This is a genomic window from Legionella sp. PC1000, assembly GCF_014109805.1.
Classification (GTDB): domain Bacteria; phylum Pseudomonadota; class Gammaproteobacteria; order Legionellales; family Legionellaceae; genus Legionella; species Legionella resiliens.
The window spans coordinates 2221337-2244778 of the sequence record NZ_CP059400.1 but is presented as its reverse complement, the minus strand read 5'-3'; the positions used below and the strand labels follow the sequence as shown (position 1 = coordinate 2244778).

Genomic DNA, 23442 nt, shown 5'->3' with positions numbered 1-23442 from the left:
GGTGATGCGTGAGTTGAATTCTTACCGCGATCCACTACAATGCCGCAAAGTAACATGCGATTGCTTATCAGATTTCGCAATTTGTAAGAAAGGTTGCACGGGTGTAATTCCAAAAAAATTACAGGCTGTACCTTACTGTGTTTAATAGATTTCGGGGAACACTTTCATGGCAAATGAAACTAATTTAGATTTGGATCCTATAGAAACGCGTGAATGGCTGGATGCCCTGCAAGCTGTATTAATCAATGATGGTCCGAACCGAGGCGCTTTTCTTTTAAAGCAGCTTCTTAATAAAGCAAATGCAGAGGGAGTTAATTTAACCAGTTCAATTAATACGCCATATAGAAATACAATTAAGCTTCACGAAGAAAAGCAAATGCCACCTGATGAAGGCATTGGTAAGCGTATTAGTGCCTTGATTCGCTGGAATGCGGTGGCAATGGTGTTGCGGGCAGGTAAATATGCTCCTGAACTTGGTGGTCATATCGCATCTTATGCCTCTTCATCTACTTTATACGAAACAGGATTTAATTACTTTTTTAAAGGGCCCAATGGTGAACATGGTGGGGATTTAATCTACATTCAAGGCCATTCTTCTCCAGGTATTTATGCACGAGCTTTTCTTGAGGGACGACTTACTGAAGAGCAATTAAATAAATTTCGGCAAGAAGTAGAGGTGGATGGTCTATCTTCATACCCCCATCCATGGTTAATGAGTGAGTTTTGGCAATTTCCTACAGTATCTATGGGATTGGGACCCTTACAAGCTATTTATCAAGCACGGTTTTTAAAATATTTGGAAAACAGGGAACTCATCAAAGTAGATGATAGAAAAGTATGGGCTTTTCTTGGCGATGGTGAGATGGATGAGGTTGAGTCAGTCGGTGCTTTAAGCATTGCTGCGCGAGAGAAGCTTGATAATCTTATTTTTGTTGTGAATTGTAATTTACAGAGACTCGATGGTCCTGTTCGTGGTAATGGTAAAATTATTCAAGAACTCGAAGGCTTATTCCGTGGTGCCGGTTGGAATGTCATAAAAGTTATTTGGGGTGGTCGTTGGGATCCATTGCTTGCGCGTGATAAGGATGGTTGGTTACAAAAGCGGATGGAAGAGTGTGTTGATGGCGACTATCAAGCTTATAAAGCAAACGATGGCGCCTATGTGAGACAACATTTCTTTAACCAATATCCAGAGTTAAAGAAAATGGTTGAAAACTATACAGACGAAGAAATCTGGAGATTGAATAGAGGCGGTCATGACCCTCAAAAAGTGTATGCAGCTTATGCTAAGGCCGTAGAGCATAAGGGTTCTCCAACTGTTATTTTGGCAAAAACAATTAAAGGCTATGGAATGGGGGCTGCGGGTGAGGGGCAAAATATTACACACCAGCAAAAGAAAATGACTGTGGAGCAATTAAAGGCATTCAGAGACCGGTTCAGTATCCCTATCAGTGACGAGCAAATTGCAGAGGTCCCGTTTTATAAACCTGCAGATGATAGTCCTGAGATAAACTACATTAAAAAGCAAAGGGAAATGTTGGGTGGCTATTTACCTGCGCGTTCAACTGAAACAGAACCTCTTAATGTTCCTGCCTTGGCCGATTTCTCATCTGTCACTAAAGGACTAGGCGATCGCGAAATTTCAACTACAATGGCTTTCGTCCGTATCCTTTCAGTGTTACTGAAAAATAAGGAGATCAGTTCACGTATCGTTCCAATTGTTCCTGATGAGTGCAGGACGTTTGGAATGGAAGGCTTATTTAGACAAATCGGTATATATTCTCCAGTAGGACAGCTTTATACACCTGTAGATCACGAGCAAATTATGTTTTATCGCGAAGCTAAAGATGGGCAAATCCTTGAGGAAGGAATTAATGAAGCAGGGGCTTTTTGTTCGTGGATTGCAGCAGCGACCTCATACAGTTCAAATAAATTGGCCATGATCCCATTTTACATTTACTATTCGATGTTTGGATTTCAGCGTATTGGTGATTTGGCATGGGCTGCAGGGGATATGCAGGCCAGAGGTTTTCTGTTAGGCGGAACTGCTGGGCGCACAACCCTTGCTGGAGAAGGATTACAACACCAAGATGGACATAGCCATTTATATGCTTCAACAATTCCAAATTGCATCTCTTATGATCCTACCTATGCTTATGAGCTTGCTGTGATCATTCAAAATGGTTTGTACCGTATGTATGAGAAACAGGAAAATGTTTTTTATTACATTACCGTAATGAATGAAAACTACATGCATCCGGATATGCCAAAAGGAGTTGAAGAAGGCATCATAAAAGGAATGTATTTATTGCAAGAAAGTAAGAAAAAATCCAAGCAGCATATCCAGTTAATGGGAAGTGGAACCATACTGCGTGAAGTAATCAAAGCAGCTCAAATGCTAAAAGATGATTATTCTGTGACCTCAGATATTTGGAGTGTAACAAGCTTTAATGAATTAAGAAGGGATGGATTGGCTGTAGAACGTTATAATGCAATGCATCCTCAAGAAAAAGAACAAAAAAGCTATGTCGCTACCCAACTAGAAGGCAGACCTGGTCCTGTAGTTGCTGCAACAGATTATTTACGAATATACGCAGATCAAATTAGACCTTTCGTGCCTAATCATTTTGTAACTTTGGGTACTGATGGTTATGGACGAAGTGACACCCGTGAACGGTTACGCCATTTCTTTGAAGTAGATGCTAAATTTATAGTTTTGGCGGCATTAAATGCTTTAGTTGCAGAAGGCAGTATTGATAAGTCCAAAGTCGTGGATGCAATAAAGCGATATAACATTGATCCCGATAAACTGAATCCAGTTAATCATTAGAAAGTATATAGTAGGCTGAGTAATTCCAGCTGTGATTGTAGTGGAGCAAGCAACACGGATTTAAATGTGTTTCCATTACAGTCATAACTTGAATATACTGAGTAATCTTTTGAGGAAAGACATGTCAAACGAAATAGAAGTTAAGATTCCTGATATTGGTGGAGCGACTCAGGTTGATGTGATTGAAATAATGGTCAAGGTAGGAGACCAGATCGAAATCGATACACCACTTATTACTTTGGAGTCAGATAAAGCCAGTATGGAGATTCCCTCGCCAGTTGCAGGGAAGGTCACAAAACTGAATATTAAAGTAGGGGATAAAGTATCCGAAGGCGATGTGATTCTTTTTGCCACGGTTGAAAAAAAGTCAGACACCGAAAAAGAAAATAAATCTCAAGCAGCTAAAAAAGAATCTGAAAATAAACAGGAAAATAAGACTAAAGTTGCGCAAGAAAATAAATCAGAAAGTATCAAAGAGGTTAAGATTCCTGATATTGGCGGTGCAGCGCAAGTTGACGTGATTGAAGTTATGGTTCAGGTAGGCGACCAAATCGAAATTGATACACCGCTTATTACTTTGGAATCAGACAAGGCCAGCATGGAGATTCCTTCTCCCATTGCAGGTAAAATCACTCAGTTGAGTCTTAAAGTAGGTGATAAGGTATCTGAAGGAGATTTGATCCTTCTCGCTGCTGCAGAAAGTGGGGCAAAAGCTGAAAAAAGCGCAACAACTCCTGCAGAGCAAGAGCCTGTAAGCGCTCCTGAAATATCAAGTTCAGAAGCACCAACAAAAAAAGACGAAGAGATTTCACCGAAACCTGATTTTGCTGAGTCCTCAACGGTTATTGCTGCAGGTCCTGCTGTAAGACGCATGGCTCGAGAGTTTGGTGTAAATTTGACAGAAGTGAAAGGTACAGGTCGCAAAGATCGTATTACTAAAGAAGACGTACAAGCTTATGTGAAAGCTCGTTTAAGTGAGCAACCTCGTCAAGGATCTTTCGGTATTCCACCTAATCCAACAATTGATTTTACTCAGTTTGGTGAGATTGAAACCAAGCCTCTTAATAAAATTAAAAAGCTTACTGGTGTTAATGTCCATCGTTCATGGATAACAATCCCCCATGTAACGCAATTTGATGCAGCAGATATTACTGATGTCGAAGAATTTAGAAAGTCTGAAGCAGAGCATGCTAAAGAAAAAGGATATAAGCTCACATTGCTTGCATTTGTTTGTGCCGTAGTGAGTAAAGCGTTAAAAGTGTTTCCTCAATTTAATGCGTCTTTAGATGCTACGAGTACCAATCTTATTTATAAAAAATATTGCAATATAGGTATTGCAGTAGAAACACCTAACGGTTTGGTAGTTCCAGTAATTAGAAATGTTGACACGTTAAGTGTTGCTGAAATTGCAACTGAAATGACACGATTAAGTACTAAGGCTCGAGACAAAGGTCTAATGCCCGGAGATATGGCAGGAGGATGTTTTACAATTTCCAGCTTAGGCGGAATTGGTGGGACTGCATTTACGCCCATAGTGAATAGTCCTGAAGTGGCCATCCTTGGGTTATCTCGTTCGGAAATAAAACCTGTTTATGAAAATGGTACATTTCAACCAAGACTTATGTTGCCTTTGTCTTTATCCTATGATCACCGAGTTATAGATGGTGCAGAGGCGGCACGTTTTACTCGTTTTATTTGCGAGTGTTTAAGTGATATAAGACGAATTTTACTATAATATCTAAAATGAAAGAGGCTTGTAATGGCTAATAAAATAAAGACAGATGTCGTTGTATTGGGAAGTGGCCCTGGTGGATATACAGCGGCATTTAGAGCGGCGGATTTGGGAAAAAAGGTTGTATTGGTAGAGCGTTTTGATTCACTGGGAGGTGTTTGCTTAAATGTAGGCTGCATTCCTTCTAAAGCATTATTGCACATTGCTAAAGTGGTTGAGGAAGCTCATGAAATGTCTGAGCAGGGTGTTAGTTTTGGTAAACCTAAGCTGGATAATAAAAAAATCGTTGCATGGAAAAACTCTGTGGTTTCCAAACTAACAGGCGGTTTGAAAGCTTTATCAAAACAACGCAAAGTTGAAGTACTTACAGGAAATGGTAAGTTTTCAGGAACGCATCAAGTGACTGTGACTACGAAAGATGGTTCTATGGAAGTGGAATTTGAAAATGCAATTATTGCCGTAGGCTCTGAATCGATTAATTTACCTTTTATTCCTGAAGATAAACGTATTTTTAGCTCAACAGGTGCTTTAGAGCTTGCTGACATCAAAGGCAGTTTATTGGTTCTAGGTGGTGGAATTATTGGTTTAGAAATGGCTACTGTCTATTCATCTTTAGGCGTTGATGTAACTGTTGTTGAATTTATGGATCAGCTGATTCCTGGTGCCGATTTTGATTTGGTAAATGTTTTGCAAAAACGCATGCAGAAAAAGGGCGTCAAATTCCTGTTAAAAACTAAAGTTACTGCCGTGGAAGCAAAAAAAGAGGGTATCTATGTTTCCATGGAAGGTGAGCATGCAACAGACAAGCCTCTTTGTTTTCAACAAGTTCTTGTTTCAGTTGGAAGAAAGCCTAATGGTGGTGAAATTGATGCAGAAAAAGCTGGGATAAAAGTTGATGATCGTGGCTTCATTAAAGTAGATAATCAACAAAGAACAAATGTATCACATATTTTTGCCATTGGTGACGTAGTTGGACAGCCAATGCTTGCACACAAAGCAATTCCAGAGGGAAAAGTTGCTGCAGAAGTTATTGCGGGCAAAAAGCATTACTTTGATCCTAAATGTATTGCCAGTGTTGCCTATACTGATCCAGAAATCGCATGGACAGGTTTAACTGAAAAAGAAGCTAAAGAAAAAAGTATTCGCTATGAAAAAGCTACTTTCCCTTGGGCAGCTAGTGGTCGCGCGCTCAGCATGGGAAGAGAAGAGGGAATGACTAAATTATTGTTCTGCCCAGATACTAATCGGATATTGGGTGCAGGCATTGTAGGAATTAATGCAGGTGATTTAATTGCTGAAACATCATTAGCTATTGAAATGTGTTGTGATGTTGAAGATATTGCCTTGACAATACATCCTCATCCAACACTTTCTGAAACTATTGCTCAAGCAGCAGAGGCATTTGAAGGAACAATTACTGATCTTTATTTACCAAAAAAGAAAAAAAATACTGAATGATATGTAATATATAGCCTGGGTACGACGAAGCCAACTTTGGAATTTGAATCTCGACCCAGGATTTGCTTCGTTGCCAGGTTAAACTTATTTATTTGGGAGCAGCAAGGATGACTTTTAATATTCGACGCATGGCTGAATCAGATATTGATGCCGTTTATGCAATTGAGAAAGAAGTACATATTGCCCCCTGGGATAGAGACATCTTAAGGGATTGTGTGCGGGTAGGATATGATTGTCGAGTATTTGAAGTAATTTTAGAAAGTAGTCTAATGATTTGTGGTTATATTATTTCTAGACACAGTAATAATTGCTGTCATATTCTAAATTTCTGTATTGCTAAACCGTACCAATCACAAGGGTACGGACGGCAATTTTTGCACCAAGTACTTTCCTCATTAACCGAGTCTCAGTATATTGATCATGTGATTCTTGAAGTAAGACCCAGTAATAAAGCCGCCTTACATCTGTATCAGAGTATGGGCTTTGAACAAATTGAAATTAAGCCAGCGTACTACATAGAAGAAAACAATATTGAAGATGCGATTGTGTTGAAAAAAAAATTGTCTATCTAAAATAAAAATCAATTAAAAATTTTTATAAAAAAATGCTGTCAAGACTGTTTTTTTAATTTTTCTTTGTTATTATATACGACCAATTCTGTAATATCCCCTAATTCTAATTCCTGTGGATAACTTTTTCCTATAAATCCTATCATTACTTTTATTTTTACATCAAAAATTAATATAGCCCTTATATAGAGTGAAATTATTATTTTCACCTTAATGATGTAATGATAGTCTTTATCCACAAAATCTGTGGATAACATTGTGAATAGGACTATGAATTACTTGATAAATAAGCTCATTTTATAGATGCCACAAAATTAACCAAAATAACGATTGTTATTTTTTTGAGCTGGGCTTGCAAAGCCATCAGCTTTTGATTAGCAACTTTGTTGCATTGAGCCATTACTCCATAAGCAGTACCCTGACTTTCTACCTACTGAGTACAAGCCGCAGGAGGTAGGAATATCAAGATAGTAAAAATACATGGGATTTTGTACTTACTTTGCTCAGCATGGATATTGTCACGACAAATTACCATGACAAATATAAATCGCCTGTGGTACTCTCTAACATCTTGAAAAATGCAATCTTTCTCACAACGATTGCTACACTAATTTAAGTTAATTAATGATTTATTTGTTGAGAACATTTCATGAGAAGAGCAAAATCAAAACCAAATCCTACGACCCAAACTGCTCAAATTGATAATTTAAGCCATGATGGAAAGGGTATTGCACGGATTCAGGGTAAAGCAACGTTTATTCAGGGTGCTTTACCTGGGGAAATAGTGGAATTTCAATATACCAGAATAAAAAAAGATTTTGATGAAGGTCTTTTGCTTAATGTTCTTGAACCATCTTCGTTACGGGTTGAGCCTAAATGCCCTCATTATTCAATGTGTGGTGGTTGCTCATTACAACATATAAGCGAAGAAGAGCAAATTCATTTTAAACAAGATCAATTATTGGATTTATTATCACGATATGGCCATACTAAACCGCAATTCGTGTTGTCACCTTTAATTGCAGGGCACTGGAATTACAGGAATAAAGCTCGATTAAGCGTACGCTATGTGGAAAAAAAACAAAGTGCTATGGTTGGGTTTAGAGAACGCAGTAATCCCCGCTTCATTACTGAGATTACCCAATGTCCGGTTTTAAATGCAAAACTTGATAAGGATATTATTCCGTTAAGGCAACTAATTGATTCAATGGAAGACAAACAGTGTATTGCGCAAATTGAAGTTGCCGCGGGAGATGATGAGATTGCTCTTATTTTCAGAAACTTAACCCCCTTGAATCGTGACGATGAATTAAAAATCAAAGAATTTGCTGAAAAATATCAATATAAAATTTTTCTACAGCCAGGTTCTCCTGAAACGGTATTTTGTTTTTATCCACCCAAATCAAGTGAATATCTCACTTATAAATTGCCAGATTATCAAATTTCTTTTTTGTTTCATCCAACAGATTTTACCCAGGTCAATTCTGCGTTGAATCGTTCTATGGTATCGCAAGCTATGCAGCTAATGGACTTAAAAAGTACGGATATAGTGCTAGACTTATTTTGTGGACTTGGTAATTTTTCACTTCCAATGGCAAGTTTTTGCGCAAAAGTACTTGGAGTGGAAGGTAGTAAAACTATGGTTGAAAGAGCATATATGAATGCAAAACTGAATCATATTCATAATGTAGATTTTTATGCTGCAAACTTGGATGATGTGAATGAAGTAAAGAAGTTGGTTCAGCAATCTTGCAACAAAATATTAATTGACCCTCCTCGATCTGGTGCACTGGAAATTGTGAAACAGATTGATGCACTAAACCCAGAACGTATTGTTTATGTATCATGTAATCCCATAACATTAGCTCGTGATACAGATATTTTGGTCAATCAAAAAGGCTATACATTAATAAAGGCGGGAGTAATGGATATGTTTCCCCACACTGCCCATGTTGAGTCGATTGCGTTGTTTGAAAAAGGATAATACTCATGGTTCGAGTAAAAGATACTATTCCATTGTGTGAAGATGGAAGCATTGATGTTGATTTGTGGCTCCATCAGCTAGGCGCAAAGGGTTATTTAGATAATCTTGAACTCATTCGTGGGGCCTGCACTTTAAGCCAACTTGCAGGGCAAGAACATGCTACAGAAACAGGTCAATCTTGTTTGCAACAAGGCTTGTCTATGGCTGATTTGCTTGCAGATCTTGAGGTAGATCAGGAAACACTTGCGGCTGCAATTATTTTTGAAAACGTACACTATGCTGATTTATCCATTGATGATGTTGCGGAGCAATTAGGCAGTAATATTGCAAAATTAGTCAAAGGCATAGAGCGCATGAGCGCGATGCACAGTTTTCAGGGATTAAATAAATACCCACAAAATAAACAACAAATTGATAATCTTCGTAAAATGTTGTTGGCTATGGTGGATGATGTTCGTGTTGTATTGATTAAACTTGCTGAACGATTATGTGTTTTAAGAACTGCAGGGCATTTACCTGAAGAATTGCGCAAGCAATTGGCCACAGAAGCGATGGAAATTTATGCTCCTTTAGCTAACAGATTGGGAATAGGGGCCATTAAATGGGAAATGGAGGACTTGGCTTTTCGGCATTTACATCCTGAAGACTATAAAGAGATTGCCAAAGGCCTGAAAGCAAAGCGTTTAGAACGAGATAATTTTGTTAATGGGATTGTTGCTCAGTTGAATGAACAGATTAAAGCAAGTGGAATAGATCACTTTGCTGTTTATGGGCGTTCAAAGCATATCCATAGTATCTATAAAAAAATGACCCGCAAGAATGTGTCACTTGATGAAATATATGATGCCACTGCGGTACGTGTTCTTGTTGATACCCAGCCTCAATGCTATGAAGTCTTAGGTATGGTGCATACACTTTGGAAACAAATTCCTGCGGAATTTGATGATTATATTATTAATCCCAAACCTAATGGGTATCAATCATTGCATACTGCAGTCAAAGGACAGGAAGGTAGGGTTTTTGAGGTGCAAATTAGAACATTTCATATGCATGATTTGGCTGAAATGGGGGTTGCTGCCCATTGGAAATATAAGGAAGGCGGCTTCAAACAGAAACAAAGTCATGAGCGTAAAATCGAATGGCTCCGGGATGTATTGGCTTGGCATCGTGAAATGGCAAGTAATAAAGGTGTGCCTGAAAGCACTACCACTGAATTTCTCGAAGACAGAGTTTATGTTTTTACTCCAGATGGAGATGTCCTCGATTTACCTCATGGTGTAACTCCTTTGGATTTTGCTTATCACGTCCATAGTGATCTAGGGCATCGATGTCGCGGTGCACGTATAAATGGTCATATCGTACCACTAACCTATCAACTAAAAACTGGGGATCGAGTAGAGGTTTTAGCTGGAAAGGAAAGTAAACCCTCCCGTGACTGGATTAACCCCCATTTAAATTATCTCAAAACGTCTCGTGCTAAGGCCAAAGTTTTGCACTGGTTTAAAATGCAAGATTATGATCGGAACATTCAGGATGGCCGAGAGTTATTAGACAAAGAATTAAAATCTTTGGGGATAAAATCCGATAAACTACATGAAGCTGCAATCGCTCTACATTTTAAAAAACTTGATGACCTTTATGCAAATCTTGGCCGTGGTGATATTAAAATAGGTCAAATTATTAGCAAGCTCACTCCGCCAGCAACCTCGGAACTCAATCTTGAGCGATTTGTCAGACCTCATGCAAAACCAGAAGTTACTGGGAGTGATTTACGTATTGAGGGAGTGGGTAATTTACTAACTTTTATGGCAAGATGCTGTCAGCCTGTCCCTGGTGATCCTGTTATTGGTTATATTACTTTAGGCCGTGGTGTATCCGTACATCGCCAAGATTGTCCTAATATCATTCATGCGAACGAAAGACAAAAACAACGTTTTCTGCAGGTCACTTGGGGAAGTGCAACACGTGAAAATTATGTTGTGGATATTTTAATTAAAGCTTTTGACCGATCTGAACTTCTAAAGGACGTAACCTCATTACTTGCTAATGAAAAAGCACACGTGTATGCGTTGCAAACCCAGAGTAATAAACAGGAAAATATGGCTTATATTACTTTAACAGTAGATGTGGATGGCCTAAGTAGTCTTTCCAGATTACTGACGAAATTAGAGCAAATCCCTAATGTGCTTGAAGCGAGAAGACAGCTTTAATTTTCCAGTTGGAGCCTGGATGTTGCCTCTGTCCTTTGATCACATCCTTGTCAACGCCCCGCGGCTTGTGGGCGGGATCCAGTGTTTTAGGGAAGAGCTTCTGGGTCCCCGGGCGTCGCAATAGAGTTGGGCTGATTTTTTCAAAGATGTGTAGAAGATCCAAGTGCAGATAACGGGACATGGGGTTCAATGTGTCTCACACAGACTACACTATTATTTAAAAATAAATCCAGCAACAACAGCACGATGTTCGTTTAATAAAACATTGTAAGTTCGACATGCCGCCCCTATAGACATGCATTCCATACCAATCCGTTGCTCTGTAAGCTGTTTCATAATTGACAGGGGTAGGAGTTTTCCGGTATGTTCATGGCCAATGATGATAATTTCCGGTTTAAATTGCGTTAATAAGCCTATGTAGTGTTCGTCAATTTCCTGAGGGTCTTTAATTGACAGATCGCTAATGATTTCTGTTTTAGAAACAATTAAACTGCTTTCATAAACAATGGAATTAATCTGAATTTTGTTATCACTATAAGCTTGCACTACATGTGGTTCTGCTGATTCTAAATTGATATTCATGGTTTAGAGTGTTTCAATGAATGATACGTGGCTGTAAGTATACTACAGAGGTCAATATTATGAGTCAATTTCCGCGTATAAACCGGTTGCCCCCTTATGTTTTTAATACTTTAACCCAATTAAAAACCGAAGCGCGAGCGCGTGGAGAAGATATTATTGATTTCGGTATGGGAAATCCAGATCAACCCACACCGCCGCATATTGTCACTAAGTTGATTGAAGCAGTTCAACGACCTGGCACTCATCGATATTCCATGTCCAAAGGAATTCCAAGGCTACGAAGAGCTATGGCTTCCTGGTATCAGCGTAACTATGATGTACAGTTAAATAGTGAAACACAAATATTGGCTACCATAGGGTCGAAAGAGGGGCTGGCGCATCTGGCATTAGCTATAAGTGGACCTGGGGATACAATTTTAGTTCCTGATCCTGCATATCCGATTCATACATATGGATTTATTATTGCTGGTGCGAATGTAAAGCAAATTCCCCTTATTAATGAAACTCAATTTTTAGCATCTGTAGAAGATGCAATTAATCGCAGCTGGCCAAAACCGAAAGCATTGGTAATTAATTTTCCTGCAAATCCAAGTACTCATTGTGTAGATTATTCTTTTTTTGAACAAGTTATCGACTTAGCAAAAAAGCATGAAATTTGGGTTATTCACGACTTAGCATACGCTGATATTGTATTCGATGGATATAAGGCTCCTTCAATACTTCAAGTACCGGGAGCCACAGATGTAGCAATTGAAACTTATTCAATGTCTAAATCTTACAATATGCCAGGTTGGCGTGTTGGTTTTGCTTGTGGAAATGAAGAGTTAGTTGCGGCGCTTACCCGGATTAAATCTTATTTAGATTACGGTACATTCACACCAATCCAAGTTGCTGCAATTGCTGCCTTAGATGGTCCTGATGAGTGTGTACAAGAGATTAGGACGCTTTATGAAAAAAGACGTAATATCCTTTGTGATGGTTTAAATGAGATTGGCTGGGAGGTTACTCGACCCAAAGCTACCATGTTTGTTTGGGCGCCTATTCCTTCTCATTATCAACATATGGGCTCGCTTGAGTTCAGTAAATATTTATTAAAAGAAGCGCATATTGCTGTATCGCCAGGAATAGGTTTTGGCCAACAAGGTGATGGTTATGTTCGTTTCGGTTTAATTGAAAACAAAGATCGCATACGTCAGGCATTAAGAAATTTAAAATCATTATTTCGCAGAGATGGATTGATTAAGGCCGAACAAACATGCGTGTTGTGATTGACTCAGAGTGTAGTTCTATTCCTGAAAGGGCTAAGTCACTCAATTCAGAAGGGAATGTATTGCTCAATTTTTTGCTGAGCCTAGGCTGCTATAATCCCGAAAATCCCCCCGTTGCTGATTTATTAAAGAAGTATCACAATTTAACAGGGGAATGGCTTGTGTTGACCCCGGTTCATTGGGAAGCAACACATAATGACGCAATGATCGTAGCTTTAGGCAAAGCTCTGCAACTTGAACAACAGGAGTCTAAATTATGGTTCGATTTATTCTCCCAGTATCTGGCAGAAGAGGGTACAGTCCTTTACTATCATGATGCGGAAACATGGTTGCTAAGTAATCATGAAAATTTATCCATAAATGCAAAGCCTCCTTATCGCTTGCTACATCAATCATTAATGCCCCAATTGACTCAACTCGATAAGACAATGCATTGGCAAAAATTTATTACCGAAAGCCAAATGCTTTTTGCATCCAAATCAAATCAATCCTTTGCTAATGGATTATGGGTGTGGGGTGACGCGAAACTTAGGGATAAAATACCAATCAATATTTGTGTTGATGAACATTTTTATTCATTAGCACAAATATGTAGTACTCAAGTTACCTTATATAGCTCAGCAATAACGCTTAAGGATTATCAGATTTTATTGCTCACTGAATTTTCTATTATCAGTGAACAGCATCAAGAAGAACTAAAAAAAATGACTGTTCATTGGTATTGGAATAATCTGGCTTACTCTACGAGTGCTAACAGCTGGTATGCTCGTTTGTGGAGAAAACTAATACATGCTTATTAAACAACGCCCTCAGCCAATACACACGCTCAACGTACCTAATATGCCTGATGTACTAAAGCGAATATTCGCAAACAGAGGAATTACTGAACCCTCCCAATTGGATAAACAACTCCAAACTTTATTACCTTTTGATAGTTTAAAAGGAATAGATAAAGCATGTATTCGTTTAGAGACAGCATTACGTGAGCAACATAGGATTTTGGTTGTTGGAGATTTTGATGCAGACGGGGCAACATCAACAGCACTTGCTATAACTGCTTTACGCGCTATGGGGGCTCAATTTGTCGACTATTTAGTCCCTAACCGTTTTGAATTTGGTTATGGATTAACACCACAAATAGTTGAAGTAGCCAGCAAATGGAAACCAGGGTTGATAATTACTGTAGATAACGGGATTGCAAGTATTGAAGGTGTGGAAAGGGCGAACCAATTAAATATCGACGTTTTAATCACTGATCATCACCTACCCGCCGAAACCCTTCCTAACGCGTGTGCTATCGTGAATCCGAACCAACCGGATTGTAAATTTCCCAGTAAATCGATTGCTGGTGTTGGCGTGATTTTTTACGTCATGCTTGCTCTACGTAGACATTTGGTAAACACGAATTGGTTTTCCGGAATGAATATTGCTGAGCCTAATATGGCGAGTTTTTTGGATTTAGTTGCTTTGGGAACCGTCGCTGATGTTGTAGGACTGGATCAGAATAACCGCATTATGGTGAATCAAGGTTTAGCACGAATACGACAAGGTCTTTGCCGCGTAGGTATTAAAGCTTTGATTGAAGTATCCGGACGTGAGTATACACGACTCAGAGAAGCAGATTTGGGATTTGCTATTGCGCCAAGACTCAATGCCGCGGGACGATTGGATGATATGGCTTTAGGTATAGAATGTTTAATTACTTCAGATCAGGTACACGCTAGGAATTATTGTCAGCAATTAGATGAACTCAACGAAGAAAGAAAGCAAATTGAAACGGAAATGAAAGAGCAGGCTATGCTTGCATTGGAAAAACTTGCGCTTAGTGCTGATTACAAGAACAAACATTTACCTATTGCACTATGTCTTTTTGATAAAACATGGCACCAAGGAGTCATTGGAATTTTAGCGGGGCGAATGAAAGAACGTTATCATCGACCTGTTATTGCTTTTGCTGAAGTGAGTGATGATGAATTGAAGGGTTCGGCCCGTTCGGTTCCAGATTTAAATATTCGAGATGTATTGGCAGCAATAGATAAGGATCATCCTGGACTTATCTGCAAATTTGGTGGTCATGCTATGGCAGCGGGCCTGAGTATTCATCCAAATGCTCTTGACGCGTTTCGTGAAGCATTGGTTTTGGAAGTGAATAAGCATATTGATTTTTCTCAATGTGAAGGCGAATTACTTACCGATGGCCCATTACAGCCTGAAGAGTTTAGTCTTGAAATTGCTCAGTTAATACAACAGGCGGGGCCCTGGGGACAGCAATTCGTTGAACCCGTTTTTGATAATGTTTTTGAAGTCTTGGATCAACGCATAGTAGGAAAGAGTCATTTAAAAATGACTTTGATGACAACACAAGGTAACCAACAAGTGGATGCGATAGCTTTTAATGTCGATTTAAAATCTTGGCCAAACTATAGAGTTAAATACGTGCATGCAGCATATAAGTTGGATATCAACTTTTATCAAGGTCGAACGCGGCTGCAATTACTTATCCAAGCAATGAATGCGGTAAACCAGGAATAATTTGAATACAATATTGTGATGTACTCAGTGGAATTCGTTAAATTAATGATTTTCTGCGTTTCCGGATAAGCCCAGATGGATCCTTCGATTTCTTACGTACCGGGCAACCCCCCACCTACCGCGCTTTATGCGCGGTATCTAGTAGATCTTTTCTTTGAAATTGAATTCAATACTACTTCAAGGCATCGGTCTGGATACCACGCATAAACCGCGGTATGTAGGAAATGGAGGGGTTGTACGTAGGATGCGGAAAATTTTATTAAAGAAAGATCTTTCAGGGACAAGCCGCGTGACTCAGAAGAATTTTAAATCCTCGTGAATCTTTAGTCATATTATTGTACACAATTTTTTAGTTCGGGTTATAATTGTCTCTTTTTTAATTGAAACAACAATAGTGTCAAATATCCTGCTTGCCCCTTTATCCATTGCTCCTATGATTGATTGGACTTACAGTCATTTTCGAGTTTTTATGCGAATTTTGGCTCCCAATGCCCTCGTATATACAGAAATGCAAACCACTGGAGCGATACAAAATAATCCGTTGCGTTCTTTGCAATTTAATGTAAAAGAACATCCGATAGCACTCCAGCTGGGAGGGGCAGATCCCTATGCATTAGCACATTGTGTTGAACGTGCAGAACAAGAAGGATATGACGAGGTAAATATTAATCTTGGTTGCCCTAGTAATAAAGTCCAGGCAGGACGTTTTGGTGCCTGTTTAATGAAAGAACCAAAACACGTTGCAGTTTGTATTCGAGCCATGCGAGAAGTAGCGACCCTACCCATTACCGCAAAAATCCGAATAGGAATAGATCATCAGGACAGTTATAAGTTTTTTAGTGATTTTGTACATCAGCTGCTTGAAGCCGGAGCTCAAAAAATTATTGTACATGCACGTAAAGCGTGGCTAAATGGTTTAAACCCCAAACAAAATCGAACAATTCCACCTGTTAACTACGAATATGTTTATCGCCTCAAGGAAGAAATTCCTGATATTCCGGTAGTGATGAATGGTAATATATTGAATATAAAGGAAATTGAAGAGCATCTGCGCTATGTTGAAGGTGTGATGCTTGGTCGTTTGGCATGTGATAATCCATTTCAAATTGCAGTAATACATCAAGCACTTTATCCCGAAACTAAAATGAAAACGCGGGGGCACGTATTTGATGTCTATTTGAATTATTTATTCGAAGAATACAATAAAGGGGTTTCCCTGAGTTTATTGATTAAACCTGTATTTAATTTGGCTTTTGGATTGCCTGGCGCAAGTCAATGGAAAAAAAAATTGATGGGTGTTTTACAGACTAAAAATATTTCTTTATTGCAGGAATTAAGTGAGTATTTGCGGGAGGTGGAATTATATGCAGAGGGTTTATGAATTCCAGATGAAATGATCTTTTGTCGCTCGTTTGCAATTTTGATATCAATATTTCGAAATCTAGTGCTCTATTCATCAACTCACCTCCAAACTATTGTATAATATGAGAGGAAATTGCGGAAAATAATATTTGAGCTGTCTGATTTGTCAGAAACCTCTCTCTTCGCTAAGTTATACCATGAAGATTCACTTAAATTAAAAGGTATTCATAGTATTTTCCCCCAAATTTTAGTACATTAACCAATTTGTTATTTGAAATCTCCAGAGGATTATGTAGGCCATGCTGAATACGTTGATTAAGAAAATGTTTGGAAGCCGAAATGAGCGCACTTTGCGGCGTATGGAAAAGGCAGTAGTGGCAATTAATGCATTTGAGTCTCAAATGCAAGCATTAACTGATGCCGAGTTAGCTGCAAAAACCCAGCATTTTAAAGCACGTTTTGCAGAAGGAGAAAGCCTTGATGAACTGTTAGCAGAGGCCTTTGCTACAGTTAGAGAAGTATCCGTACGTACTTTAGGTATGCGTCATTTCGATGTGCAATTAATTGGTGGAATGGTTTTGCATGAAGGTAATATTGCTGAAATGCGCACAGGGGAAGGTAAAACATTGGTAGCAACTTTACCCGCTTATTTGAATGCAATTACTGGGCGTGGTGTACATGTTGTTACGGTAAATGATTATCTTGCCAAACGCGATAGCCAATGGATGAGTCCTATATTTGAGTTTCTGGGATTGACTGTGGGTGTAATTTTTCCTGATATGTCGCACACTGCAAAACAGGAAGCCTATCGTTGTGATATCGTTTATGGAACAAACAACGAATATGGTTTTGACTACTTGCGCGATAATATGGCATTTAGTCTTGAAGATAAGGTGCAAAGAGAGTTGAACTTTGCCATCGTGGACGAGGTGGATTCAATTCTCATTGATGAAGCACGTACTCCTCTGATTATTTCCGGTGCAGCAGAAGATAGTTCCGAACTTTACATTAAAATTAACTCATTGATTCCCCATTTGAAGAAACAAGAAGAAGAGGGTGGTGAAGGGGATTATACTGTTGATGAAAAGCAAAAGCAGGCGCATCTTACTGATGCAGGCCATCAACATATAGAAGAATTATTGGTTAAAGCAAAACTTCTGGATCATGGGGATAGTTTATATCATGCCAGCAATATCATGCTCATGCACCACGTCAATGCAGCATTAAAAGCTCATGCTATGTTTCATCGTGATGTGGATTATATTGTTAAGGATGGACAAGTTATTATAGTCGATGAGCATACCGGGCGGACAATGCCTGGTCGAAGATGGTCTGAAGGATTGCATCAGGCCGTTGAAGCTAAAGAAGGCGCTTCCATTCAAAATGAAAACCAAACCCTTGCTTCGATTACATTCCAAAACTTCTTCCGAATGTATAATAAATTATCAGGAATGACTGGGACAGCGGATACAGAAGCTTATGAATTGCAGCAAATTTATAATCTTGATGTTGTAGTAATTCCTACAAATAAACCTATGGTACGAAAAGATGAGGCGGATTTGGTTTATTTAACTCAAAAAGATAAATTTCAAGCAGTTATAGCCGACATTCGTGAATGTACTGCTCGTAAGCAACCTGTTCTTGTGGGTACTGTTTCGATTGAGGCATCTGAGTTTTTAAGTCAACTTCTTAAAAAGGAAAACATTAAACATCAAGTACTTAATGCTAAATTTCATGAAAAAGAAGCACAAATTATTGCTGAAGCAGGTCGTCCTGGTGCGGTAACTATTGCTACAAATATGGCGGGACGAGGAACTGATATCGTTTTGGGTGGAAGTTTATCTGCAGATTTGGCGCAACTCGGTGAAGATGCGCGTCCTGAAGAGATAGAAGCTGCAAAACAGTTATGGCAAAAGCGCCATGATGAAGTCATTGCAGCCGGTGGATTGAGAATTATTGGTTCGGAGCGTCATGAATCCCGTCGAATCGATAATCAGTTGCGAGGACGTTCAGGTCGTCAGGGTGATGTAGGAAGCAGTCGCTTCTACTTATCTCTTGAAGATAATTTAATGCGCATATTTGCATCTGAGCGCGTTGCATCGATGATGCGCCGTTTGGGAATGAAACCTGGAGAGCCTATTGAGCATAGTTTGGTAACTAAGGCAATTGAGAATGCTCAACGTAAGCTTGAAGGACACCATTTTGATGTGAGAAAGCAGCTTTTGGATTATGACAACGTAGCGAATGATCAAAGACAAGTCATTTATACTCAACGCGCTTCGATCATGGAAATGACTGATACTGAAGAAATGATAAATATGATGCGGGAGGAAGTGATATCAAATCTTGTTGATTCTTATATCCCTCCCCAAAGTTTGGAAGATCAATGGGATCCTAAATCCTTAAGTGATATTTTGGCTGATGAATTCAAACTTAAAGCTCCTGTACTGGAGTGGATTGAAGAAGATCATCATATTCAGCCAGAACAAATTAAAGAAAAAATTCTTGATCTTGCTGCACGGAAATATGATGAAAAAGTAAAGCAGGCGGGTAGAACTACGATGTCACAATTTGAAAAATCCGTAGTTTTGCAAACTTTAGATAATCAATGGCGTGAACACTTGGCGGTAATGGATCAGTTGCGTCAAGGAATCCATTTACGTGGTTATGCGCAAAAAGATCCAAAGCAAGAGTATAAAAAAGAAGCGTTTACTTTGTTTACCACAATGCTGGATAATTTAAAGTATGATGTTGTTCGTTTAGTTTCTTCAGTAGAAATACAAACTGAAGAAGACGTTAATGCAGTTGAAGAACAACGACGTGCTGATCAGGTAAGTAAAATGAGCTTGCAACACGGCAATTATGCTGATGAAAATGATGAGGAAGCTTCGACTCAAACATATAGACGACAAGAGAAAAAAATTGGTCGAAATGATCCTTGTCCCTGTGGCTCAGGTAAAAAGTATAAAGCCTGCCATGGAAGTTTGGCGTGAACATCTCAGTTGCCGTAGCAGTTATTATTGATGAGCAACAACGTATCTTAATTACCCAACGTCCTTTTCATCTCCCTCATGGAGGATGTTGGGAATTTCCCGGTGGTAAATTGGAAGTAAATGAACCTTCAGAATCTGCGTTGATTCGAGAGCTCAAAGAAGAAATTGGCATAGAAGTTAAACATTACAAATTACTCGGCGAAGTACAACATCAATACTCTGATAAATCGGTAAAATTAATTATTTTTCTTGTCAGTCAATATGTCGGCGAACCTTTATGTTTGGAAGGGCAATTGGCTATGAAATGGGTTTATCAGCATGAATTAATTTCTGAGCATTTCCCAGAAGCAAATCGTGAAGTCATTGCAATGGTGCAAGATCATTTATTGTGTAATGAACCTGCGAAGCAGTGAGCGCCCATGGCTGCCTTGCGTATGCATAACCCTCATGTAGTGTAGGTTGGTTCTGAGCTTGCGAAGCCCCATGCTTAATTAAGCCTTAACCCAAACTATGCTAATTCACTAATTAAAATCAAGATATAATGGAGCATGGTCTGAGACCTCGTCACTCAGAACAGAAAATTCATTAACAACAATATCTTGCGAAGTTAAGATATAATCCGCAAATTTTTCTTCTTTTTGATAGTAACGAGTTCGTGTTGAGCTGATGTGATTAATTTTTATTAAATTCTTCATTCCTTGTTCAATGATGTGCATGCTTTGGGTATCAGGTCTTAAGTTAAAATCACCGCATAATATTTTAGGGGTATTAATCGTATCCATAAAATGACGGATACGTTGTGACTGATTGATTCGTTCCGGAGAGTCTTTTTTACCTTGCCCATTCCAGAGTCCATGAACATTAAGAATGGAGTAAATTTTTTTATTAATCTCACATTCTACCCATTGTAAATCCCTAGGATGATTTAATCCTATTCCTGGATAATGCTGTTTTTGGTGAATATTTATATCTCCTTCGCCTAAGATGTCGATATTATTTTTCAATAACATCGCAATTCCATAAATATTTTCAACAGCAGGTTTAAAAATAGGAAAATGATTAGGGAGAAGTTGTTGTAGATCAGAAAAAATATTCAGACTAAGCGCTTTGTCTTCTTCAGTTACAGTGCGATGCGCATTGAAATATACCTCTTGCAAGCAAAATATATCAATATCCCGATTGTGTTCGATAAATTTTAATAAAGGGTCTCTTAAGCGGCCTCCCCATATATTTAAGGTAATCAATTTCATTAATCGCTAAATTCCTTGTAGAAAAGCCAAAGTGTTTCGCTCAACTGTTAAATATCTATTACAAATTCTTTTTAGATGCACAAAGATATTTATAATGTAAATCATTTACTCTTTTAGTCAATTCAACAATATCCATATTATTAACAATTATATCATCTGCATTTTCTAAGCGCAGATGAGTCTTAGGCTGAATGGATAAAATAGCCTGGGCTTGTTCTTTACTGCATTGATCTCGCTGCATTAATCGTGATATCTGTAGCTCCAGTGGCGCACGAACAAGCAAAATATGATTAATATAAGGGTAGTATTGTTTTGTAATCAGCAAAGGTATTTCTACCATACAATAAGGAGTTGTACTTGCATCAACTCGTTTTTTAATCTCTTTACGGATAGATGGATGTAAGAGGCGTTCAAGCCAGTCTCGCTCTTCATGGTTTGAAAAAATTATTTCTCTTAGTTTGTTACGATCCAGTTCTCCATCTTCTTTAAGAACTGTAAAACCATAATGCGCAACAATTTCTCTGTATGGGGCTTTATTTTTTTGAGTCATTTCTCTTGATATTTTATCGGCATGAATTACTTCAATCCCGAGCTCTGAAAAAAGTTCAGCTACTGTCGTTTTCCCACTCGCAATGTCACCTGTTAATCCAACGCAATAAACCATGTTTAAATCTCATTTTTATTAATGCAGGTGACTATATTAATGGAGCACGTCAAAGGAACAGGACTTTTATGTTTGCAAAATGCTAAGGCAGCCAACGCGGCATCTTCACGATTTGGGTAAAGATTACTTCTCCAGGCTAATGCCTCCCTATCAAAAGCGGTACATCGCCACGTGGGCATAACATTGACGCCATTAACAAATTTAATGCAACTTGCTTTGGAAACTTTGCAGGTGGCTGGCGCCTTGCTGCCTTTTTTACATTCAGCATAAGAAAGATTTAAAGCTAGTTTTTGATAAGCGCTTTGTGCAGTCCATTTTGTATGGGTTATGTCACGTGTTGAACATTGCCAATAATTACCTTCTATATTTATTGGCTGAGCAAAACTTGAAGACGAAATACCAAAAACAAGCAAAAAACTATATCCTATGTACTTATTCATTTTTTTCCCCCTTAAGCAATTCAATTAATTGTTCGATATGTAGGGCTTTCGAAAAATACCAGCCTTGAAGAAATTGAACTTCGTTTTGCAATAAATAATTTACTTGCTCTTTTGTTTCTACACCTTCTGCAATAATAGTTAAATTAATTTTTTTTGCTAAATGAATGATTGCGTCGTTTAATGTTTCTGTGATGGCTTTTGTGCCTATGGCATGAATGAATATTTTGTCAATTTTAAGATAATTAAAAGGATAGTATTGCAAGTAGCTGATACTCGAATGTCCTGTTCCATAATCGTCTATAGCTAATGAATATCCCGCATTCCTGAGTTCTTGCATCCTGTTTATATAAATTTCATCATTCATATCGAGTAGATAGCGCTCTGTGATTTCTAACAATATTTGTTTGGGTGAAACAGAATAATGTCGCACGAGCTTATAAAAGCGAGGGAAAAAGTTATCATCAGTAAAATGCAGTGCGCAAATGTTAAATGATAAATAGAAGGTAGGTTTGGTTTTTAAGATATTCTTAGCTTCTTTAAATGCTGTTTCAATAATTTGTAATGTTATTGGAACAATTAAGCCGGTGTTTTCTGCTTCTTCTATAAAAAGATCGGGCATAATGATTTCATCTTGATTATCTTGCCACCTTAAGAGAACCTCGGCACCAGAGCAGGAATTACTTTTTGCATCAAATAACGGTTGATAAACAGGGTAAAATTGACCGCTTCTAATCGCTTGCTTCATTGCTCCATGCAAAGAATAATACCGGTTAAATAGATTCCTGATTAAAAAATATAAGAAAGTTGAAAATACTAAAACATAAAGAAGAACTAAGATTTGGTTATGCCAAAGGTTATTAATTATAGTTTGATCGGGTTCTGTAACTGTAAGTAAAACACCATTAAGGCTGTTTAATTTTGCTGTAGCAAATATTTTTCTAAATGGATAGGATGAATCAAGAAACAATTTATCTATCCAAGAAGCTCCTTCTATTTTTCCTATTTGGATAATTTCCTTTTTCTGATTGATGTCATATAAGGTGATTATGCGCTGAGTATTTTCTGGGACATTCAATATGTTTTCAAGTGTTGATGTCATAATAATTATTTCTACCTGATAATCACCAATTTTTTTTTGGATGGCAATAACTGGGTGATTAAACATGGCTATTTTTAATGGTCCTATAATCGTCCGATGTATATCCTGACTTAAGAGAAAAGTTTGATTATGAGGCAGGGTAGAACATATAATCTGATGTTTTTTATCGCGAATTGCCAACCCAGAAATTTGTGCATGATTGATAATCATGTATTGCAAAAAAGGAAGAAAATTATCTTTACATGTTAGGGTTTCCTTCTGATAGGAAGGAATTTGATGCAAATCCTGAAGAATAACGTTAATAAAGTTATCAAGGTTATATGCGAGTTTATTGCTTACCTCGGTAACTAAAATAAAAGAGCTTTTAACGTTATTATGCCAATTAATGTAAGAAAAAATAAAAAGTAAAAAAATGGTGAAAAATATCCAGAATAATTTGAATTGCTTGTAGACAAAAAATGTCATGTTG

General features: G+C 38.2%; 17 protein-coding genes. 12 read left to right on the top strand and 5 right to left on the bottom strand.

Annotation, left to right across the window (positions count from 1 at the left end):
• Window positions 1–166: 166 nt before the first annotated feature.
• The 6 genes from aceE to relA all read left to right on the top strand — a co-directional run bounded on the left by aceE (window position 167) and on the right by relA (window position 10783).
• A complete protein-coding gene (aceE, locus tag FOLKNPGA_RS09830) occupies window positions 167–2830 on the top strand; it encodes a pyruvate dehydrogenase (acetyl-transferring), homodimeric type (RefSeq protein ID WP_182349749.1) in 2664 nt (887 codons plus the stop codon).
• Between the two features lie 121 nt (window positions 2831–2951).
• The gene (gene aceF, locus FOLKNPGA_RS09825) at window positions 2952–4565 is read left to right on the top strand and encodes a dihydrolipoyllysine-residue acetyltransferase (RefSeq protein WP_182349748.1); all 1614 of its coding nucleotides are present in this window, start codon (window positions 2952–2954) and stop codon (window positions 4563–4565) included.
• Window positions 4566–4589: 24 nt separating this feature from the next.
• Window positions 4590–6020: a dihydrolipoyl dehydrogenase gene (lpdA, locus tag FOLKNPGA_RS09820; protein ID WP_182349747.1), complete on the top strand. Its 1431-nt coding sequence runs from the start codon at window positions 4590–4592 to the stop codon at window positions 6018–6020.
• Between the two features lie 107 nt (window positions 6021–6127).
• Complete coding sequence (gene rimI, locus FOLKNPGA_RS09815) at window positions 6128–6592, top strand: ribosomal protein S18-alanine N-acetyltransferase (RefSeq protein ID WP_182349746.1); 465 nt, start codon at window positions 6128–6130, stop codon at window positions 6590–6592.
• Between the two features lie 646 nt (window positions 6593–7238).
• Window positions 7239–8573, top strand: a complete 1335-nt coding sequence (gene rlmD / locus FOLKNPGA_RS09810; RefSeq protein ID WP_182349745.1) for a 23S rRNA (uracil(1939)-C(5))-methyltransferase RlmD — start codon at window positions 7239–7241, stop codon at window positions 8571–8573.
• 5 nt (window positions 8574–8578) lie between these two features.
• Window positions 8579–10783, top strand: coding sequence for a GTP diphosphokinase (relA, locus tag FOLKNPGA_RS09805; protein ID WP_182349744.1), 2205 nt, complete (start codon window positions 8579–8581; stop codon window positions 10781–10783).
• 213 nt (window positions 10784–10996) lie between these two features.
• Here the strand turns inward: relA and FOLKNPGA_RS09800 are convergent, their stop codons facing one another.
• Window positions 10997–11365: an Mth938-like domain-containing protein gene (locus FOLKNPGA_RS09800; RefSeq protein ID WP_182349743.1), complete on the bottom strand. Its 369-nt coding sequence runs from the start codon at window positions 11363–11365 to the stop codon at window positions 10997–10999.
• Between the two features lie 59 nt (window positions 11366–11424).
• On the opposite strand from FOLKNPGA_RS09800, the gene alaC reads away from it, so the two are divergent.
• The 6 genes from alaC to mutT all read left to right on the top strand — a co-directional run bounded on the left by alaC (window position 11425) and on the right by mutT (window position 19933).
• Window positions 11425–12633: an alanine transaminase gene (alaC, locus tag FOLKNPGA_RS09795; protein WP_182349742.1), complete on the top strand. Its 1209-nt coding sequence runs from the start codon at window positions 11425–11427 to the stop codon at window positions 12631–12633.
• The gene (locus tag FOLKNPGA_RS09790; RefSeq protein ID WP_182349741.1) at window positions 12621–13433 is read left to right on the top strand and encodes a hypothetical protein; all 813 of its coding nucleotides are present in this window, start codon (window positions 12621–12623) and stop codon (window positions 13431–13433) included. Before alaC ends, FOLKNPGA_RS09790 begins: the two co-directional genes overlap by 13 nt.
• Window positions 13423–15165, top strand: a complete 1743-nt coding sequence (recJ, locus tag FOLKNPGA_RS09785) for a single-stranded-DNA-specific exonuclease RecJ (RefSeq protein WP_182349740.1) — start codon at window positions 13423–13425, stop codon at window positions 15163–15165. The genes FOLKNPGA_RS09790 and recJ overlap by 11 nt, the downstream gene beginning before the upstream one ends.
• A 394-nt stretch (window positions 15166–15559) precedes the next feature.
• The gene (dusA, locus tag FOLKNPGA_RS09780) at window positions 15560–16546 is read left to right on the top strand and encodes a tRNA dihydrouridine(20/20a) synthase DusA (RefSeq protein WP_182349739.1); all 987 of its coding nucleotides are present in this window, start codon (window positions 15560–15562) and stop codon (window positions 16544–16546) included.
• A gap of 280 nt (window positions 16547–16826) precedes the next feature.
• The gene (gene secA / locus FOLKNPGA_RS09775) at window positions 16827–19520 is read left to right on the top strand and encodes a preprotein translocase subunit SecA (RefSeq protein ID WP_182349738.1); all 2694 of its coding nucleotides are present in this window, start codon (window positions 16827–16829) and stop codon (window positions 19518–19520) included.
• A complete protein-coding gene (mutT, locus tag FOLKNPGA_RS09770; RefSeq protein ID WP_182349737.1) occupies window positions 19517–19933 on the top strand; it encodes an 8-oxo-dGTP diphosphatase MutT in 417 nt (138 codons plus the stop codon). The genes secA and mutT overlap by 4 nt, the downstream gene beginning before the upstream one ends.
• Before the next feature lie 108 nt (window positions 19934–20041).
• Here mutT and FOLKNPGA_RS09765 read toward each other — a convergent pair whose 3' ends face one another.
• From FOLKNPGA_RS09765 to FOLKNPGA_RS09750, 4 genes are read right to left on the bottom strand one after another with little or no spacing between them, the layout of a single operon-like run.
• Window positions 20042–20770, bottom strand: coding sequence for an endonuclease/exonuclease/phosphatase family protein (locus FOLKNPGA_RS09765; protein WP_182349736.1), 729 nt, complete (start codon window positions 20768–20770; stop codon window positions 20042–20044).
• Between the two features lie 58 nt (window positions 20771–20828).
• Entirely contained in the window at window positions 20829–21434 is a 606-nt protein-coding gene (gene coaE, locus FOLKNPGA_RS09760; protein WP_182349735.1) for a dephospho-CoA kinase, read from the bottom strand.
• A 2-nt stretch (window positions 21435–21436) separates the two neighbouring features.
• Complete coding sequence (locus FOLKNPGA_RS09755; protein ID WP_182349734.1) at window positions 21437–21874, bottom strand: hypothetical protein; 438 nt, start codon at window positions 21872–21874, stop codon at window positions 21437–21439.
• Window positions 21867–23438 carry an EAL domain-containing protein gene (locus FOLKNPGA_RS09750; RefSeq protein WP_255465947.1) on the bottom strand — a complete coding sequence of 524 codons (1572 nt, stop codon included), beginning with the start codon at window positions 23436–23438 and terminating at the stop codon, window positions 21867–21869. Before FOLKNPGA_RS09750 ends, FOLKNPGA_RS09755 begins: the two co-directional genes overlap by 8 nt.
• Window positions 23439–23442 lie beyond the last annotated feature (4 nt).

Bases quoted from the DNA above. Each gene is read 5' to 3' on its own strand.
- aceE (WP_182349749.1), top strand. From the start codon at position 167: ATGGCAAATGAAACTAATTTAGATTTGGATCCTATAGAAACGCGTGAA.
- aceF (WP_182349748.1), top strand. From the start codon at position 2,952: ATGTCAAACGAAATAGAAGTTAAGATTCCTGATATTGGTGGAGCGACT.
- lpdA (WP_182349747.1), top strand. From the start codon at position 4,590: ATGGCTAATAAAATAAAGACAGATGTCGTTGTATTGGGAAGTGGCCCT.
- rimI (WP_182349746.1), top strand. From the start codon at position 6,128: ATGACTTTTAATATTCGACGCATGGCTGAATCAGATATTGATGCCGTT.
- rlmD (WP_182349745.1), top strand. From the start codon at position 7,239: ATGAGAAGAGCAAAATCAAAACCAAATCCTACGACCCAAACTGCTCAA.
- relA (WP_182349744.1), top strand. From the start codon at position 8,579: ATGGTTCGAGTAAAAGATACTATTCCATTGTGTGAAGATGGAAGCATT.
- FOLKNPGA_RS09800 (WP_182349743.1), bottom strand. From the start codon at position 11,365: ATGAATATCAATTTAGAATCAGCAGAACCACATGTAGTGCAAGCTTAT.
- alaC (WP_182349742.1), top strand. From the start codon at position 11,425: ATGAGTCAATTTCCGCGTATAAACCGGTTGCCCCCTTATGTTTTTAAT.
- FOLKNPGA_RS09790 (WP_182349741.1), top strand. From the start codon at position 12,621: ATGCGTGTTGTGATTGACTCAGAGTGTAGTTCTATTCCTGAAAGGGCT.
- recJ (WP_182349740.1), top strand. From the start codon at position 13,423: ATGCTTATTAAACAACGCCCTCAGCCAATACACACGCTCAACGTACCT.
- secA (WP_182349738.1), top strand. From the start codon at position 16,827: ATGCTGAATACGTTGATTAAGAAAATGTTTGGAAGCCGAAATGAGCGC.
- FOLKNPGA_RS09765 (WP_182349736.1), bottom strand. From the start codon at position 20,770: ATGAAATTGATTACCTTAAATATATGGGGAGGCCGCTTAAGAGACCCT.
- coaE (WP_182349735.1), bottom strand. From the start codon at position 21,434: ATGGTTTATTGCGTTGGATTAACAGGTGACATTGCGAGTGGGAAAACG.
- FOLKNPGA_RS09755 (WP_182349734.1), bottom strand. From the start codon at position 21,874: ATGAATAAGTACATAGGATATAGTTTTTTGCTTGTTTTTGGTATTTCG.
- FOLKNPGA_RS09750 (WP_255465947.1), bottom strand. From the start codon at position 23,438: ATGACATTTTTTGTCTACAAGCAATTCAAATTATTCTGGATATTTTTC.